General features: G+C 59.4%; 15 protein-coding genes. 7 read left to right on the top strand and 8 right to left on the bottom strand.

Going from position 1 to position 17,236, the window contains the following annotated elements:
• Positions 1 to 108: 108 nt before the first annotated feature.
• From QSJ36_RS05990 to QSJ36_RS05970, 5 genes are all read right to left on the bottom strand, one after another.
• Complete coding sequence (locus QSJ36_RS05990) at positions 109 to 1,359, bottom strand: MFS transporter (protein ID WP_180973118.1); 1,251 nt, start codon at positions 1,357 to 1,359, stop codon at positions 109 to 111.
• Between the two features lie 83 nt (positions 1,360 to 1,442).
• The gene (locus QSJ36_RS05985; protein WP_285467649.1) at positions 1,443 to 3,389 is read right to left on the bottom strand and encodes a M60 family metallopeptidase; all 1,947 of its coding nucleotides are present in this window, start codon (positions 3,387 to 3,389) and stop codon (positions 1,443 to 1,445) included.
• A gap of 135 nt (positions 3,390 to 3,524) precedes the next feature.
• A complete protein-coding gene (locus tag QSJ36_RS05980) occupies positions 3,525 to 4,367 on the bottom strand; it encodes an HAD hydrolase family protein (RefSeq protein ID WP_180973729.1) in 843 nt (280 codons plus the stop codon).
• Positions 4,368 to 4,401: 34 nt separating this feature from the next.
• Positions 4,402 to 5,817, bottom strand: a complete 1,416-nt coding sequence (locus tag QSJ36_RS05975) for an OmpA family protein (RefSeq protein WP_285467647.1) — start codon at positions 5,815 to 5,817, stop codon at positions 4,402 to 4,404.
• Positions 5,818 to 5,846: 29 nt separating this feature from the next.
• Complete coding sequence (locus QSJ36_RS05970; RefSeq protein ID WP_250716038.1) at positions 5,847 to 6,959, bottom strand: alpha/beta hydrolase; 1,113 nt, start codon at positions 6,957 to 6,959, stop codon at positions 5,847 to 5,849.
• Positions 6,960 to 7,217: 258 nt separating this feature from the next.
• Here QSJ36_RS05970 and QSJ36_RS05965 point away from each other — a divergent pair, with 258 nt between their 5' ends.
• From QSJ36_RS05965 to QSJ36_RS05950, 4 genes are all read left to right on the top strand, one after another.
• Complete coding sequence (locus QSJ36_RS05965; protein WP_102722721.1) at positions 7,218 to 8,612, top strand: LptF/LptG family permease; 1,395 nt, start codon at positions 7,218 to 7,220, stop codon at positions 8,610 to 8,612.
• Entirely contained in the window at positions 8,599 to 9,294 is a 696-nt protein-coding gene (locus QSJ36_RS05960; protein WP_022397265.1) for an HAD family hydrolase, read from the top strand. The genes QSJ36_RS05965 and QSJ36_RS05960 overlap by 14 nt, the downstream gene beginning before the upstream one ends.
• Before the next feature lie 76 nt (positions 9,295 to 9,370).
• The gene (locus QSJ36_RS05955) at positions 9,371 to 9,802 is read left to right on the top strand and encodes a hypothetical protein (protein ID WP_285467642.1); all 432 of its coding nucleotides are present in this window, start codon (positions 9,371 to 9,373) and stop codon (positions 9,800 to 9,802) included.
• A gap of 46 nt (positions 9,803 to 9,848) precedes the next feature.
• Entirely contained in the window at positions 9,849 to 10,274 is a 426-nt protein-coding gene (locus QSJ36_RS05950; RefSeq protein WP_285467641.1) for a DUF4339 domain-containing protein, read from the top strand.
• 127 nt (positions 10,275 to 10,401) lie between these two features.
• On the opposite strand, the gene fabD is transcribed toward QSJ36_RS05950, so the two are convergent.
• The 3 genes from fabD to QSJ36_RS05935 all read right to left on the bottom strand — a co-directional run bounded on the left by fabD (position 10,402) and on the right by QSJ36_RS05935 (position 13,063).
• Positions 10,402 to 11,328, bottom strand: coding sequence for an ACP S-malonyltransferase (fabD, locus tag QSJ36_RS05945; protein WP_102722719.1), 927 nt, complete (start codon positions 11,326 to 11,328; stop codon positions 10,402 to 10,404).
• Positions 11,329 to 11,491: 163 nt separating this feature from the next.
• Entirely contained in the window at positions 11,492 to 11,902 is a 411-nt protein-coding gene (rplQ, locus tag QSJ36_RS05940) for a 50S ribosomal protein L17 (RefSeq protein WP_102726858.1), read from the bottom strand.
• 36 nt (positions 11,903 to 11,938) lie between these two features.
• Positions 11,939 to 13,063 carry a DNA-directed RNA polymerase subunit alpha gene (locus QSJ36_RS05935; protein ID WP_022397270.1) on the bottom strand — a complete coding sequence of 375 codons (1,125 nt, stop codon included), beginning with the start codon at positions 13,061 to 13,063 and terminating at the stop codon, positions 11,939 to 11,941.
• Between the two features lie 208 nt (positions 13,064 to 13,271).
• On the opposite strand from QSJ36_RS05935, the gene QSJ36_RS05930 reads away from it, so the two are divergent.
• The 3 genes from QSJ36_RS05930 to QSJ36_RS05920 all read left to right on the top strand — a co-directional run bounded on the left by QSJ36_RS05930 (position 13,272) and on the right by QSJ36_RS05920 (position 16,948).
• Positions 13,272 to 14,396: a TIGR00730 family Rossman fold protein gene (locus QSJ36_RS05930; RefSeq protein WP_022397271.1), complete on the top strand. Its 1,125-nt coding sequence runs from the start codon at positions 13,272 to 13,274 to the stop codon at positions 14,394 to 14,396.
• On the top strand, positions 14,389 to 15,504 hold the full coding sequence (locus QSJ36_RS05925) for an A24 family peptidase (RefSeq protein WP_102726857.1): 1,116 nt from the start codon (positions 14,389 to 14,391) through the stop codon (positions 15,502 to 15,504). The genes QSJ36_RS05930 and QSJ36_RS05925 overlap by 8 nt, the downstream gene beginning before the upstream one ends.
• Before the next feature lie 283 nt (positions 15,505 to 15,787).
• The gene (locus QSJ36_RS05920; RefSeq protein ID WP_285467635.1) at positions 15,788 to 16,948 is read left to right on the top strand and encodes an EF-hand domain-containing protein; all 1,161 of its coding nucleotides are present in this window, start codon (positions 15,788 to 15,790) and stop codon (positions 16,946 to 16,948) included.
• Positions 16,949 to 17,236: the final 288 nt, after the last annotated feature.

Here is a 17,236-nt window from a genome sequence, read left to right as displayed (position 1 = left end):
AATTCCCGCCGCCAGGAACTTCCCGAATCGCATCTTCCTGACCAATCCTTAAAAGCCAGCGGAATACGGGACGGCAATTTTCCCATGCCGCCAAATGACAAGGATCCGTCAGGTTGCCTCAGGACAATCATCCGGAGAGAATTTGAAGTTGCGCCAGAACGGAACGCTCAGCATCCAGATGGAGAACAAGGCTTCCAGCCCTCCCGCCATGATGATCGTCGCCTGGACTCCCCAAACATCCACCACGGCTCCCCAGCCCATGGCCGCCAAAGGCTGCACCCCAATCGTAACGATGCTGAACAGCCCCAGAATGGCAGATTTGCGTTCCGGCGGCGCCAGAAGCTGCACGGCGGATGAAGAGGTGACAAAGAGGGAAGAAGTAGCCAGACCGGCAAAGAAGAAGCAGAGGGCCTGTATTTCCACCACGGGAATGATGCCGGCCACGCATAATGCGCTCCCCATCCACAGCGTGCCCGAGGAGAGCTTGGCCCCCACCCTGTCGCTTTTGCGCGCAAACGGCAGGACAAAGAGGATGCTCACCATGGCACCGGCTCCGACCGCTCCCAGAATGAGGCCGGTATTCCTGGGGTTCCCGTGCATCAATGCCGGAACAATCTGGTAAAGGGATTGCCCGCAGATGTTCTGAATGAGCGCGCTGATCATGATGAAGAGCAGGCTGCGCGTAGAAAGCACCGCCTTGAGCCCAGAGGCCTTTCTTCCGGCCCCGCGCTGCTTTTTAGGGGCAGAGGTATCCGCAACGCGTCCTTTCAGAGCTACCAGGCAGCCTACCAACGGCAGGCTTGCCACGACATTGCCGCCAAAGGCGGTTCCGGCCCCCCATTCCGCAATGATGTAGCCGGCCAGCGCCGGACCTACGGCGCGGCACGTGTTGAATACCAGGGAGTACATGCCCACGGCCTCCTGCAACTGCCTGCGCGGGATCAGATCGCCCACAAAAGCCTGCTGCGTGGGAAAGCCCACTGTCTGGTTGACGCCCATGACCAGCCCGGCGGCATACAAGTGCCATAGCTGGAGCATATCCAGCATCGTCAGCAGAAACAGGGCTACGGCCACCAGCCATTGGACGCATTGCACGGCTATGAGCAGTTTTCTCCTGTCAAAACGGTCTCCCAGCCCGGCCAGCAGCATGCCGCCCAGAAAGAAAGGGAGCGCGTTCAGGGCGGCCAGAAAGCCCACCGCCGTGGCGGAGCCGCCGGAAATGTCGTACACAAGAATGCCCATGGCCGTCACCTGCAGCCACATCCCGATCAGGGCGGCGGCCTGCCCGGACCAGAAGATTTGCAGGTTCCTCACCTGAAGGGGCTTGAAAAAGCCCAGCCAGTCATTCAGCCATTTCATCAGCTCCGCCATCCTAGCCCCCGCCGCCGGAACCGTCCAGACGCGAGTGCGGCAACGGAAGCCCTCATAATCCCGGAACCCTTTTATTCCTCCGCGGTATAGCAGGCCGGGTAGTCCTTGGAAGGCAGCCAGACGGGAAGGTCTTTCATCCTGTCCGCGGCGCGTTCGGAAACCGGCATGCGCCAGATTTTAAAGAAAGGCCCCATGTTTTTTCCCGTGACCTTGGAGAAGGCGTTCATGACCCATTCCCATTTCTTTTCATCACTCAGCTTGCCGTTGTCGTACGGCTTGTCATGGAATTGAAGGGCCACCTGCCGGAAAGCGTCAAATCCCAGATAGTACATGAGCTCCACCCAGAAGAAGAGCTGCACCTTGTTGGGCGCTTCATTGTAGGTCTGATCCCCGGAGAAGTATTTTTTCATCTCAGCGCTCATGCCGTACGGCCCCATGCCGCCGCCCCAGCAGGATTCAAAGTTTTTCCCGGTTCCCATTACCTCGCAGACCATGGAGAAGATGTTGACGGATACTTCCGTCTGGCCCTCCATCGTAAACGGAGGCGACTGGTGGTTATGCCCCAGTTCATGCCACAGCCCCCAGCTTCCGGAATGGATGATGGAGCCGCTGGCAATGGAGTCCGTCCAGTCCTTCGTAGCCATGGCGGGATAACCGGAATGCCCGGCCCCGGCGGAAATCTGCCTGTCCACGACAAAACGCATCGGGTGATGCAGGCGGTCCGGCTTGGTGTCCCATCCCATGATCCAGTCCTGGAGGGCCATGTTTTTTTGCAGGAATTCAGCCGTTTTCTGAACATCCGGGCACCGCTTCAACTGCTCCACGGGCATCGTGACAATGAGACGGGGCATGCAGATTTCCCCCCACGGCGCCTTGGTATTTTCCAGTTGTTCGGCCCATTGTTCCGGAGTGGTCTTCCCCATGACGAAAAGAGGGGCCGGCACGGCTCCGGAAATCTGAACCTTGAATACTTTTCCCCGTTTGGAACGCTGGCCCACATTCACGTAAACCAGGCCGCCCATCGGGTTCACCATTTTCACGCGGCCCCGGTCCGCCGGAACCTGCATGGTTATTTCCGGAACCCTTTTCCATTCATCCAGCTTGTGCAGGCTGTCCGTATGGCACCCTATGCGCACGCTGACCGTGCTATCCTTGGGCGCGCCGGACAGGGAAAAGGAGATTTCCCCTCCGGGGGGAGCATACAGTCCCGTACTGTGCCAGCCGCCGATGTTGGAATCTATTTCCACCGTCCTTCTTACCGTCTGGGCCCCGTCCTCCGGAACGCCGGGAAAATCCTTCGCCGCCGGGCACGCCTTCAGGGTGGAAAGCTTGGCGTCCTTCCATTCCCGGCATTTTTCCAGAAGCTCCTGCATGCGCCGGGTATCATTACCTCTTTTCCACGGAGCGGCACCCGCAGGAAATTCCTCCATTCCCGCCATTTTTTCCGCCTTGTCCCAGGACCATGTTTCCAGCGGCTTGTCCTTATCCGTTTGAATTTCATCCCTGGAGGGGATTGAGTAGACGGAAAGCTCCGGCATCCGGTTCTTCACAGGCAGGGGAAAACGCCCTTCCGGTTCAGGCTCATCTTCTTCCACAGGGATGTTTTCCTCCTGCCTGCGGGCCTGTTCCTCACGTTCGCGCCGTTCCAGCTCCTCCCTCCTCTTCTTTTCCTTCTCTTCGCGTTGAGCCTGCTCCCGGAGCTTTTGAGCCGCTTCCGCAACCTGCCGTTCCTTCTTTTCCCTGGCTTCCTCACGCGCCTTCTGCTCTGCCTGCCTCTCCTTTTCCTTCTTCTCCCTGATTTCCCGCTCACGCTGCATTCTCTGTTTTTCAGCGGCTTCCCTGGCCTTCTTCTCCTTCATTTTACGCTCGGCAGTCAATTCCTGGGCAGCTTTCCTTTTTGCCAGGTTATCCTGGTACAGATAATATCCGGCGCCCGCGCCGCAAACCAGCAGAAGCACTAAAAACCAGCCTACGGCGGAACCTCTGGAGACGCTTCGGGTAAAAGAAGGAATATTCATGTGATCGGAATAAATCGTCATTATTTCTGCATCGCAGACATTTCTTGTCAATACGATTCTTCCTTTTCCGCGGGAGCTTTCATGGAAAGAACATTCCGGAAACCGATTTTCCCCGCATCCGGCGTCCCCCGTTTTTCAAGCGTCCGCTTCCGGAACCTCCGCCTTCATCCCGAAATGGGGGAACGCGCCATGCATCAGGCCGTCCAGCACGCCGCGGGTGCGCGGTTCCGGGCTGATGTATCCATGACCGCAGGCTACCATGGCTTTCACTTCCTCCGCCGCATTGGAGGGACAGCACCGGAACGCTTCCGGCAAATGGCGCATGGCGTCCAGGTCATTGTGCCCGTCTCCGAAGATGGCCGCATGGACGGGAAGCACACCGAACCGTGAGGCTACAAAAGCCAGGGAAGTCCCCTTGTTGTAGTCGCGGTGGCTGAAACGCAGGTAAGGCCCCGCCCTCTGCGTGACGATTTCATCATACGGTCCAACCGTGTCCTGAATGACGCAGGAGACGTCATCCAGCCCGCAGGCATCGTTCACCACCAGGGAAAAAGCGTCATTGGCCTGCCTGCGGAGTTCCAGCCCGGAGAACCGGTGTTCCAGATGGTCCATCAATGATTCCAGCATTCCGCCGTAACGGGTGAACAGGTCGTCATGGGCCACGGAGCAGGCATCGTTCCACGGAACGCCGGGCATCAGCCGCCCTTCCGCATCCGCCAGATGAACGTTCCGTTCCATCGTCACCGTAAAATCCGGGGCAAACGCTTCCGGATTACCCTGGAACATGTCCATCAGCCCTTCCCGCAGGTAAACGGGGTCCCTCCCCGTATTGATGCCCCAGAGCACGCCGTACCGCGCCCGGAGTCCACGCATGGTTTTGAAAAAAACGCGTCTTTCCTCCGCAGGGCCCCCCAGCGTGAACAAGGTATCGTCAAAGTCAAAGGAGAAGAGATACCGGGGCAGTCCGGGCCTGGGCAAGGCACGGACCGGCAGAAAACGCATCAGTTCCATTTCAGGCCAGTCCTCCCTTCACCGCGGCGCGCCTCTCCGCATGCACGACGGGTTCCGCCAGCGGAATATCCTCCTCCACCGGCTCCGCCGAGGGAATGTGTTCTTCCACGGGTTCGGCGGAAGGAATGGTTTCCGGAACGGGTTCCGCCTCAGGGATGACTTCCTGCCGCGGCGCAGGCTTCTCCCGGCGTCCCGGCGCAGCGGGAGCGGGACGGGCTGCCGGGACGGCAGACGGCGGACGCGCCGCAGGGGCCGTTTTCCTTTCTCCTGCGGAAGCGGGGATTCTGGCCTCGGCGCCCACGCCGGCCCGCACCTGGCGGGCAATGGGGGTATTCATATCCACCGCATAGGTGACGGGCAGGCTTCCGGCGGGAATTTCCTCTCCCGGCTTGCGCATGTGGATTTCCACCCTGCGGTTGGCAGCCTGGGCATTCCGGTCCCCCTTCGTGGAGACTACCGGGCGGGAGGCCCCGCAGGCGCGTATGTAGAGCCTGCATTCCCCGTTCGGGCGCGTCAGGGCAATGCCGTTGTCCTTCAGCCACTGGCGCACGGCATTGGCCCGCATCAGGGAGAGCACGGCATTATATTCTCCGGAACCGAAGCTGTCCGTATGCCCCTCTACAATGAAAATCGTGTCCGGGTTTTTCATCATCAGCCCGGCGAGCTGAAGCATGCTGAGGCGCGCGGAATTTTTCATCACCGCCTTGTTGTATTCAAACAGAAGGTCCGCGCCCAGCCTGCTGTAACCGCTGTCCTTGCCCAGGGAGGACTGGGCCATCAACTGGGAAAGTGATTTACTGCCGTCCGGCAGATGGGAATCATCCTGGCCGCCAGCCCCCTTGAGCTTGTTGTACCATTCGTCCGGGTTGACCATGTCCGGCTCCGCCGTCTTGATAGTCGCCGGGCTGGCGGAAGTTTTCAGCATCTCGGGCGGAGAAGGTTCAGGCAGTCCCTTCGCGACGGCATTCATGTCCACCTGCGGCATTCTGGGGGCGAGGGATTCCGGCGGGGACGGAGTAACCGGATCGGCGGAAAAGCTGGTTTCCCCCGGAGCGATCACCACCTGTTCCGGCAGCATGTCCTCCAGGTCCGGCAATTCCGGCGGCACTTCCTCAAGCTGCTCGATATCCGGTTTTTCAACCACTTCCGCCACATCCGGTGCGGGACGGTCGTCCGCTTTCAGCACGATTTTCTCAGGCAGCGGCTTCCGGTCCTCCTGAACCGCGGGTGCCTTGTGCACATGAATGCCCAGGTCAAACCAGCTCAGAACGATGAAGCCCAGGTAGTGCACCAGCACGGCGGCAAGAAGGGCCCCCACCGCCACGGCGGCAAGATGGCGCGGCGCAGGCAGGATGAAACGGCTGCGCCTGCGGCGGTTCTCGCGGAGTTCACGGGTGTTTTCCTGATTGGCACTCACGGGATCATCAGCAAAAGGAGAGGCACGGTTCATGAACCGGAAGGAGCGGTGCCCGTAGCAGGTGCACTGTAGGTTTCATGGGACAACACCCTGGGCATGGGCATGCGCGTATTCTCATGAATCCATTCCGCAATGCCAGCCTGCAACTCGTCATCCCCGGCATAGACGTTGACCTTGTAGGTTTTCTCAAATTTCTCCCCCTTTTTTCCTTCAATGGAATGGAGGAAGGTCCGCTCCCGGGTGCCGTAGGGCTCGCCTTCCCGGATGGATTCATAAAGTTGTTTTTTCTCGTTTCTCAGGGAGTCGTAAATGCTCAGGCAATCCTCCAGCGTGGAGAAGAAGTACTGGTTCGTGCAGACCACCATGACGGGATAATCCAGTTTCAGGGCATCGTCTACGGGAGCCACGTCAAACGTACTGAAATCCGCACGCCAGTCAACGCCGGCATCCAGCAGCCAGTACGCGGCATAACACAGGGGCTTGCCCCAGTCCTGCTCCATTTCCCGGACAGCCACGGTTTTCAGGGAAGGGAAGCAGTCCATGCTGACCATGCAGCGGATGCGGGGATCTTCAGACGCGGCTTTCAGCAGCACCGCTGCCCCAAACCCCTGCCCTACGGCGGCCACGGGCGGCAATCCCCCCTGTTTCCGGGATACGGCGTCCAGCAGAGCCGTTACGTCCGCATATTCCTTCAATCCGTACGTGCAGAATTTCCGGGCGTCGTTTTTCCCGCGCGGATTCCATACCAGGCACGTGTAACCGGCTCCGGTCAGTCCTTCCGCCAGCGGCAGGGAGCCTTTCACCCCCTGGTCCCAGGAGGTGGCTATCACCACCAGCTCCGGCTTCGCCTCCAGATGCGGCATTCTTCCGCGCAGTTTCAAGGTATCCCGCACGCGGCTCTGGCGCGGGGACAAGGCCTCCGGACGCCCCGGACGCACCAGATAGCCTTCAATGGCGGTACCGTCGGCGGAGACGGCTTCCACCGGCTCCATCACCAGGGAATCCGCAACGGGAGAAGCGGCAGGTTCATCCCCCCCCACGGGAACGAGCAACGGAGTGGACACATACCACGCAAACCACACCAGGACGCCCACTGCTGCCAGAAGGAGCAGAAGAAACAGTTGAACAAGACGTTTGAACATGGAAAAGCTGTACCCGGAAAGCGGTTGTCGAGAAGATTTTATCCCATCCCGTCTACGTTGACAACACTCAACTTCTATCAGGAGAATATCTTCCGCACGCCATTCCGGCCCGCATGGAGCCGTGCCGCACCGCCCTCCGCTGGACAGGCGCGGGCGCACGGACATGCGGTTCCGGCAAGCCTCCGTCCGTGCCCGGCGGCCAAATAACGCTTTATTTCCCGCCCCCGATCTGGCATCCTTGTCCCACCTTACTTTTTCATGGCAATCCAGGCCCGACATTTCCGCCAATGGTTCGCATTCCTCCTCCTGCTTGCGCTGGGAGGAACGGCGGCCTGGTTCCTGATGCCCCGGGAATGGTCCCAGATGCAATGGGAAATTCCCGGCACGCCGTCCGAATATCCCCTTGCCCAGCTTCTGCGGCCCTGGCTCATTCTCCTGGGCTGTTTCCTTCCGGCGCTGGGGATGCTGCTGTACAACCGCTCGGGCATCCTGGACAGGTATGTGGCGCGTACCTGGTTCACGGCTTTCATCATGTGCACGGCCATCCTCACGCTGATTTACATCATCGGCGACTTTGCGGACAATGTGGGGGACCTGATGAACCTGGATTCCCCCCTGGCGGGCACCTTCCGCTTCTACCTGAGCCAGCTGCCCATGATTCTGAACCTGATCCTTCCCTACACCCTTCTGCTGGGAACGCTCTGGGCGCTTACCAAGCTTTCCTCATCCTCGGAAATCACCGGCATGCTGCAATCCGGGAGATCCCTGCTCCGGATCAACGCCCCGGTCATCATCGGCGCCGTCTTTGCGGCCATCTACTTCGGCATCTTCGGGTTTCACTGGGCTCCCAATTCCACTCTGTACAGGAAATTGATGTTTTCCTCCCTGAGCCAGAATAAAAATGACGACGCCTCCCGGAGCACCATCTACAAGAACGACGCGGAATCCCGCATCTGGTACCTCGGCGACCCTCCCGGAATAGACTCCCCCGGCGAGCCGTTCAGGCAGGTGCGCGTGGAACAGTTCAGCGCGCCCGGAAAGATGGAGTACGAGCTGTTTGCGGATGAAGCCATGTGGGACCCGGCTTCCAGAACATGGACATTCCGGCAAGCCATCAAAAGGAATTATTCCCAGGAGGAACCCCGCCAGCTGAACGACGTGCCCGTGTTCGCCGGGCAGGAATACCAAACGTTGAAAGAGCATTATCCAGAGACTCCCTGGCAGTTGATTTCCCCCAACGTCCGCGTGGATACCCAGGGCACTCCGGCCCTCCAGGAAATCATCAGGTCCGGCACGACAAACGCCAAGTACCTCAGAAGCCTGCAAACGGAATGGCACGTCAGGATAGCCCGCATGTTTTCCTGCATTATCCTGACATTCATCGCCATTCCTTCCGCCATCACGTTCCAGCGGCGCTCCGCCATGTCCGGCATCGGCATTGCGCTGTTCCTGGCGGCGGCCATGCTGTTCCTGTATGAGTTTTTCCCCACGCTGGCCTCCGCAGGCTACCTCCCCACCTGGCTGGGGGCGTGGATGCCCAACATCATTTACACCATCATCGCCATCCGCCTGTTCCAGACCAAGCTGGCCCACAGAAGCTTCATGGAGATGCTGAGAGGCTTGAAAAAGACACCCGTCCATGACCAACCCTGACCACCTTGACGACTCCCTGGCAGCCGTCCGGAAAGCCCGCGAACTGCTCCACCGGGCACGCGCCGTGATTTTTGACTTTGACGGGCTGCTGGTGGATACGGAATACGCCATTTATTCTTCCTGGGAACGCGTGTTCGCATCCTGCGGCCACGCCCTCCCCCTGGATTTGTTCAACCAGTGCCTGGGGAGCGGCTACACCCACTGGAACCCCGGGGAGCATCTGGAACAACTGACGGGCCGCACCTTCGACTGGGAAGCCGTCAACGGCCGCCGCCAGGAGGAAATCGTCCGCGACCTGGAGCACGCCGGCCTTCTGCCAGGAGCCTGCGAACTCATCCGGAGCCTGGCGGAAGCCGGAACGCCCATGGGCGTGGCCTCCAGCTCTTCCCACCGCTGGGTGGACGGCTGGCTGAACAGGCTGGACATCATGCCCTATTTCCAGACCGTCGTCTGCCGTGACGACGGCCTTCCCGTCAAACCGGACCCGGCCCTGTTCCTGAAGGCTGCGGAAAACCTGGGCATGCAGCCGGCTGAATGCCTGGTGCTGGAAGATTCCCAGAACGGCACCACCGCCGCGCACCGCGCAGGAATGCCCGTTATCTCCATCCCGAACCGGGTGACGGAGCAGGCGGATTTTTCCCTGGCAACCAGTAAAATCCGTTCCCTGGCGGAACTTCTTTAGGAATTCGGGAATTCCGCCTTCCATTCCGTTACGCTTGTTTCTTGACGGAATTCCTTTCATGCCTTATGTAAGGAGAATGGCTTCCCAACGTACCCCATTATATCACTACCGCGTCAAAGACAAGATTGTGGGCCCTATCTGCCTGACAGACCTCCACGCCCTGCTTGTCTCCAAGAAAATTCTTCCGGACACCATGATCCGGGAGGAACATTCCCAGTGCTGGATGCCGCTCGCAACGGAGCTGCGCCGTCACGAGCGCCTGGCGCGCCTCAGGGCATCCGCCTTCATGCTTTCCTGCCGCCCTCCTAAAAGCTGCCTCCTGTTTTACATCATTGCCCTTCTCCTTCTGGCCTGCGGCGTGGCGCATTCCATCATGCTCCACACCATCCTTTACATGGAAGTGCTGTTCGTGCCTGCCATAGCGTTTTTCATGGGAAAGATGCTGATGTACATGCACCTTCTTACCGGAGGCATGAGGAAAATGCCCGCCCAGGAACCGGAACGCTGACCAGACGCAAACATTTTCCTCCTCTCCGCTCTCTCCCCTGCAGCCTATGAGCCCGATACCCGCCAGAGCAACGCTCTACCATTACCGCACCGATGAGAAAACCGCCGGTCCCGTCAGCAAGGAAGTGATCGACACGCTGGCGGCAGCCGGCAAGCTTCCGTTTTCCACCACCATGGTCAGGAAAGAAGATTCCCGGAACTGGGTCCCCCTTTCCGCCATTCTGCAGAGGCGGATTAAATTCAAGGCGCTCCAGCCTTCAAAGAAGGAGCAGCCTTCCATCCGCATCCTGTTTTACGCAGCGGCAACCCTCTTTTTCTGCTTTGGCATCGTGATATTTTTCCTGATGAACCATGCCGAACTGGAAGTAATCATCCTGATTCCCTGCATCCTCGTTTTCATGGGCAAGCTTTTATGCTACGTCCACACGCTTGTGGAAAAGTGCGGCATTACCGCTGCTCCCGGCAGGGAATAAGAGCGCGGCGGAACGTCCGCCACCGTGTTGCACCCGGGCCGGGACGCCGTGCCGTCGGATAACTTGAAATAAAGAACCGCCGGGACCGTTGAAGATCCGGCGGTTTGAAAATTACTGTTACGGAGAATTATTTATTTAATTCCGCAACGGCGGCTTCCAGGCTGGGCACGTCTTCGATGGAGATGACGGTGGCATCCTTGCAGATGCGGCCCATCATGCCGGCCAGCGTCTTGCCCGGTCCCAGTTCAATGAAAAGGCGGTGGCCCTGGTCCACCAGCTTCTGCATGGAGGCCGTCCAGCGCACGGAGCCGCACACCTGGTGCTCCAGCACATTGCGGATGTCGTCCGGCCCTTCCACCACGCGGGCTTCATAGTTGCAGTAGACGGGCATGGAAGGCGTGCCGAAGGAGACATTCTTGAGTTCCTCCGCCAGCTTCACCATGGCGCTGTGCATCAGGCGGGAATGGTAGGCTCCCGCCACATTGAGCTTCTTGGCGATCTTGCAGCCGGCAGCCTTGGCTCCGGCAATGGCCTTGTCCACGCCTTCTTCCGTGCCGGAAACGACCGTCTGGCCGGGGCAGTTGAAGTTGGCAACGTCCACGTCGCATTCCTGCGCCAGCTTGATGACGTTTTCATCCGTCCCGCCGATCATCGCGGCCATGGTGCCCTTCGTGGCGTTGCAGGCTTCCTCCATGAACGCGCCGCGCTTCTGGACCAGGCGAAGGCCTTCTTCAAAGGTATAGGTTCCGGCAGCCGCATGAGCCGTGAATTCACCCAGGGAAAGGCCGGCGGCAGCCACGGGATTCAGGGAAGGCGCCAGCTCCTTCAAGACGGCCAGGCAGGCCAGGCCATGCACGTAGAGAGCAGGCTGGCAGTTGCAGGTGCGGGTCAGTTCTTCGCCGGGGCCTTCAAACATGATGGAGGAGAGGGATTCCCCAAGCGCCTTGTCCGCCTGCTCAATCAGGGCCCTGGCTGCGGGATACTGGTCATACAAATCTTTGCCCATGCCTACTTTTTGGGCACCTTGTCCGGAAAACAATAATACTGCGTCCATAGTTGAGGCTGAATTATACCGTTCCGGCAGGAAAGAAGCAAGAGCGATCTTGCCACCGCACTTCCTCCGTAATCTCTTTACCGCCAATATGAATAGAAAATCCGCCCCGGTCTCTGCGAGAGGCCGGGACAGATGGTTAAGCCTGATGTGTCAGGGAACGGCCTTAGGCGGTTGCTTCCGTGGTTGCGGGAGCTTCTTCCTTTTCAGCCGTTTCGCGGGGCAGATCGATGATTTCGATCATGGCCACGAGGGCGGAGTCCGTCAGACGCTGGCCCAGCTTGACGATGCGGGTATAGCCGCCCTTGCGTTCCGCGCAGAGGGGAGCGATTTCATCAAACAGGCGCTTGACGGCGGCCGTGTTGTGAATGGTGGCGGTAGCCAGGCGGCGGGAATGCACGTCGCCGCGCTTGGCGAGCGTGATCAGCTTTTCCACATAGGGACGGAGAGCCTTGGCCTTGGCCAGGGTGGTGGTGATGCGTCCGTTGAGGATGAGGCTGCATGCCTGGTTGGCGAGCAAAGCCCTGCGGTGAGAAGCGTTGCGCTGAAGCTTGGAGGTTTTTACACCGTGTCTCATGATGATATTTTTCTATGTGTGTTGGTTTTGTGAGATTTAGTCGTCGTCGTCTTCGATGTTGGCGGCAATCAGGTCTGCCAGGCCCACGGGGCTTTCCTCTTCCAGACCCAGGCGCGGCTTGGCCTGCGGCACGGGACCGGTAAGCAGGGAGGGATCCACCTGAACACCCAGGGAAAGGCCCAGTTCCAGCAGCTTGTCCTTGATTTCGTTGAGGGACTTCTTGCCGAAGTTGCGGTACTTGAGCATTTCGCTTTCGCTCTTCATGGCGAGCTGGCCGACGGTGGTGATGTTGGCGTTGTTGAGGCAGTTGGCGGCGCGCACGGAAAGCTCGATTTCGTTGACGCTCATGTTGAGCAGCTTGCGCAGGCGGGCCGTTTCCTCGTCCTGGACGGCGGAAGGAGCTTCTTCAAAGTTGACCTGCTTGTCGTCATAGTTGACGAAGACGTCCAGGTGGTGGCGCAGAATGGCGGAGGCCTGGAGCATGGCGTCTGCGGGGGAGATGCGCCCGTCCGTCCATACTTCAAGGATCAGCTTGTCGTAGTCGGTCATCTGGCCCACACGGGTATTCTGCACGGAGTACTTCACGCGGGTGACCGGGGAGAAAATGGAGTCGATCGGGATCACGCCAATGGGCATGTCCGGCACCTTGTTTTCGTCGCCGGTGGCAAAGCCGCGGCCCACGCGCACCTGGAATTCGCATTCGAACATGGTGTCCTGGTCCAGGGTGCAGATGATTTGATCGGGATTGACCACCTGGTAGGTGGTGTCGTCAGTGATGTCGGCGGCGGTCACGACGCCCTGCTTGTGCACGCGCAGGGAGAGCAGGCGCGGTTCCTTGCCGTTGTGCTTGAACTTGACCTTTTTCAGGTTCAGCACGATTTCCGTCACGTCTTCCACCACGCCGGGCAGGGAGGAGAATTCATGCTGTGCGCCGGCGATGCGGACGGAGGTGATGGCGGCACCTTCAAGTGAACCCAGAAGAACGCGGCGCAGGGAGTTGCCAAGCGTATGGCCGTAACCGTTTTCAAACGGTTCCGCCACGAAGGTCAGATGATTCGCATCATTCGGGTCTTCAATTTTTTCCAGACGGCTGGGAACTTCAAAGCGGGCCAGCGTGGTAACGGCGGTTTCTTCTGCAGTAGTGGTTTCGTTTTCCGACATAATCGTATGTAATGTACCGGGTTTCCCCTCAGCACGGGCATGGCGGGCAATCCGCCTGAAGGACCTACGGCATGTTTTGGAAACGCCCGTGCGGGGAGCAATTTAACGATCTGTTTTCAACAATCAACTCTTTTCATGTCCGCCGGCAAATTTTCTGTGACTTAACGTGCGTCATCTGGCATAGTGGGGCAAACCTATATACCAACTCATGAAGCATCCTGATTTTTTGGACAACAGGGATTTTACGGGGGAAGACAAGAAGCGCCCCTCCACCATGTCCATGGACACCAGCTACCAGGCTCTGGAAGGAGTCGTCAAAAAACTTTCCGAAATAGCCTCCACCAGGCACGATCCCCGTTACCTCCAGGAGTATATCAAGACGGGCATCAACATGGCGCAGTCCGAAGCCTCCGACCACGATTTTACCGTCCTGATCCGTTCCGGGCGGGAGATGTACCGGGCCAACTGCGTTTTCGCCCCGTACCGCCACATCCGCAAGATTTCCGTGTTCGGCTCCGCGCGCATCAGGAATGATGAGCCGGCGTATGAAACGGCGCGGGAGTTCGCCAGGGAAGCCAGCGAACACGGTTACATGGTCATTACGGGTGGCGGACCGGGCATCATGCAGGCGGCCAATGAAGGAGCCGGCGAGCAACGCTCCTTCGGCCTGAACATCACCCTGCCGTATGAACAGACTTCCAACCACGTGGTAGCCCACAGCGACAAGCTGATCAATTTCTATTATTTCTTTGTCAGAAAGCTGAATTTCGTAGCGGAAAGCGATGCCATGGTGGCGTTCCCCGGCGGCTTCGGCACCATGGACGAGGTGTTTGAAACCCTCACCCTGATCCAGACGGGGAAGGCCACCATTTACCCGATCGTCCTTCTCGATTCCCCCGGCAAGACTTTCTGGCTGAACTGGCTGGCCTTCATCCGCGTGGAACTGGTGGATTCCGGCCTGATTTCCGCGGATGACCTGCACCTCATCCACGTCACCAAGAATCCGGCGGAGGCCATGGAGCACATCGACCGCTTCTACCGCATTTTCCACTCCTACCGTTTTGTCAGGGACGCCATCGTCATCCGCCTGAACACGCACCTGCCCGCCCAGTGGGTGGAGCACCTGGAACGGGATTTTTCAGACCTGATCCTGCCCGGGGGAAGAATGGTCCAGAGCGGACCGCTCCCGGATGAGGCGGACGAACCCCACCTGGACCGGCTGCCACGCCTCATTTTCCCCATCAAACGCGGCAATTACGGCAGGCTGAGGCTGCTGATTGACCGCATCAACCAGACGCCCAGCCGGACTTATTCCCCACCCTCCCATGTCTGACGCCCTTCCCGCGTGGCTGATTCCGCTGATTTTCGGCCTGATGGGAGCCTGCATCGGCTCCTTCCTGAACGTGGTCATTTACCGGACGCCGCTGGGCATCTCCGTCAATGATCCGGCGCGCTCCTTCTGCCCGGAATGCGAGGAACCCATTCCGTGGTACCTGAATATTCCGGTGCTAAGCTGGCTGACGCTCCGGGGAAAATCCGCCTGCTGCGGAACGCGCATCAGCTTCCGCTATTGCTTCGTGGAGCTGCTTACGGCCCTGCTTTTCGCCGCCCTGGGGTGGAAGTACGCGGACGCCTCCGCGGGAGCCGCCATACTGCTCTGCCTGTGGACTGCCATGGCCATCGTCATCATGTTCATTGACGCGGAGCATCTGATCGTATTCCGTACCCAGGCGCTCATCGGCGCCGCAGCCGGAGTGGGAGCCTGTGCCCTTTACCCGTTTCTCCTGCCGGACAATGACGTCATGACCTGGACGGACGCCTTCACGGCCTCCGTGCTGGGGGGAATCGCCGGGTATGCCGCCATCAGGCTGGTGATTGAAATGGGCAAGCTCCTGTTCGGCACCTGGAAGCAGCACTTTGACGCTCCCGCTCCGTGGAGCCTGAAGGAGCCGGAATCCGACCGGGACGAGCTCCAGCTCATTATCAACGGACAGCCTCACGACTGGTCCATGCTTTTCCACCGGGCCACGGACAAGGCCGTCATTTCCGGGGGCTCCGTCACCATTGACGGGGAAACGCTCCCTCCCTGCTCCGTCATCCTGCGCCAGGACAGGATAGAGCTGGAGAACGGAGACGTTTTCCCGCTGGAAGACCTGGAAAGCGTGGAAGGAACCATGACGGATATTCGCGCGCAGCGGGAAGCCATGGGCTCCGGTGATGCCTGGATTCTGATGATGGCCGGATGCGTGGGCGGATGGCAGGGCGCGGTGTTCTGCCTTTTCCTCGGCTCCCTGCTGGGGATTGTGCAGGCAGTCGTTTCACGCATGGGGTTCGGCAGGAATCTTCCCTTCGGCCCCGCTCTGCTCAGCGCCGCCCTGATCTGGCTGCTGGGTGGCGACCAGTGGTGGCTGGCCTATCTCCGCTTCATTTCCGGAGAATAATTTTTCCCTCCATGACACGGCTGGACCGCAACCCTTCCGGGCTGCGGTCTTTTTTTACAGATTTATTTCATATTCAACAGCTTTACCATTCTGCACCCCGGCAGAAAAAAGGGAAGCCCCGCAAAGGCTCCGGCCGCCCCTTTCCGGAGCACGCACGTTTTTATTTTGCAACCAGGACGAATTCCGGGGGTTCATCCTAGCAAAGGGAGGCGTTTCCACCTGTTTGAGATATCACAGCGCGACGCCCCTTTCCGAAACGCATCAAACCTCACCACTCAAAGTTATGACCAAGCAAATGATTATCGCCGCGGCCTTTGCCGCATGCTCCGCGTTCGCTCAGGACGCGCCGCCGCCCCCCGCCCCGGACGCACCTTCCGACGCTCCGGAAATGCAGCCCCCTCCTGAAAGAAGGGGAGGCCCCCGCCACCGCGCCGGAGGCAGGGACCGCCAGGGCCCAGGTCCGGAACGGGCCAATCTCCAAATGAGGAGAATTGATCCCGGCATCATGATCATCGGGGAAGAACTGGTCATGGCCAAGTATGACACCGACAAGGACGGCAAGCTTTCCGACGAGGAAATAGCCGTTCTCCAGGCGGACGTCAAGAAAGCCCAGGAAGCCAGGAAGGCCGCCATCCTGAAGAAGTTCGACAAGGACGGCGACGGCAAGCTTTCCAAGGAGGAAAGAAAGGCCATGCAGGAAGAATGGCTCAAGGACCATCCGGAAGCCGCCAAGCGCATGGAAGAAATGAAGGCCCGCCAGGAAGCCCGCAAGGCCGAAATGCTGAAGAAGTATGACAAGGACGGCGACGGCAAGCTTTCCGACGAGGAAAAGAAAGCCATGCGGGAGGACTGGGCCAAGGACCATCCGGAAGCCGCCAAGCGCATGGAGGAAATGAAAGCCCGCCAGGAAGCCCACGCTGCCAACATGATCAAGAAGTTTGACAAGGACGGCGACGGCAAGCTTTCCCCGGAAGAATTGCAGGCTATCCCTCCCCATCGCGGCCAGCCCGGCCCGCATCATGCCGCGCCCGGCGGTCCCAAGGGACCGGGTGCGCCCAAGATGGATGGCCCGCGCCGTCCCGGAGGCCCCAGGGCTGAAGGACCCCGCGCGCCCAGGGGACCGGAAGGTCGCAGAGGCAGTGAAGGACGCCGCGGAGACGGTGACCGCGGTCCCCGCGGCAACCGCCCGGACGGCCCCCGCCCCCAGCTTGATCCCAACCGCGCCCCCATCATGGCGGCCGGCTGGATCCTGATTGAGGAAAAGTATGACGCCGACAAGGACGGCAAGCTGAATGAAGCTGAAATGGCACAGCTCAACGCTGACGCCTCCAAGGCTCTGGAAGCGCGCCGTTCCGCACGCAGGGAAGCCAGGAAGGCAGCCCGCGGCAATAACGACATGCCCCTCCCCCCCGCTCCGGTCCAGGAAGAAGGGGATGATGAATAAGTTCACCCGCAGAAACGCATAGCAGAAACAGAGAGACGGCCCCGTCTGCCTTACGGCAGGCGGGGTTTTTCTTATCAGGGAAAAGGGAAAAGGAATTAGGGGTTATAGGAATCATAGGGAACTTTAGGGATTATAGGGAATTCCCATCATCACCCCTCTTACCCCTCTTACCCCTCTTACCCCTCTTACCCCTCTTACCCCTCTTACCCCTCTTACCCCTCTTACCCCTCTTACCCCTCTTACCCCTCTTACCCCTCTTACCCCTCTTACCCCTCTTACCCCTCTTAC

This window comes from Akkermansia sp. NBRC 115031 (assembly GCF_030268505.1).
GTDB classification, from domain to species: Bacteria; Verrucomicrobiota; Verrucomicrobiia; order Verrucomicrobiales; family Akkermansiaceae; genus Akkermansia; species Akkermansia massiliensis.
Note: the sequence above shows the minus strand (reverse complement) of the source record. Positions and strands in the feature narration are given on the sequence as shown.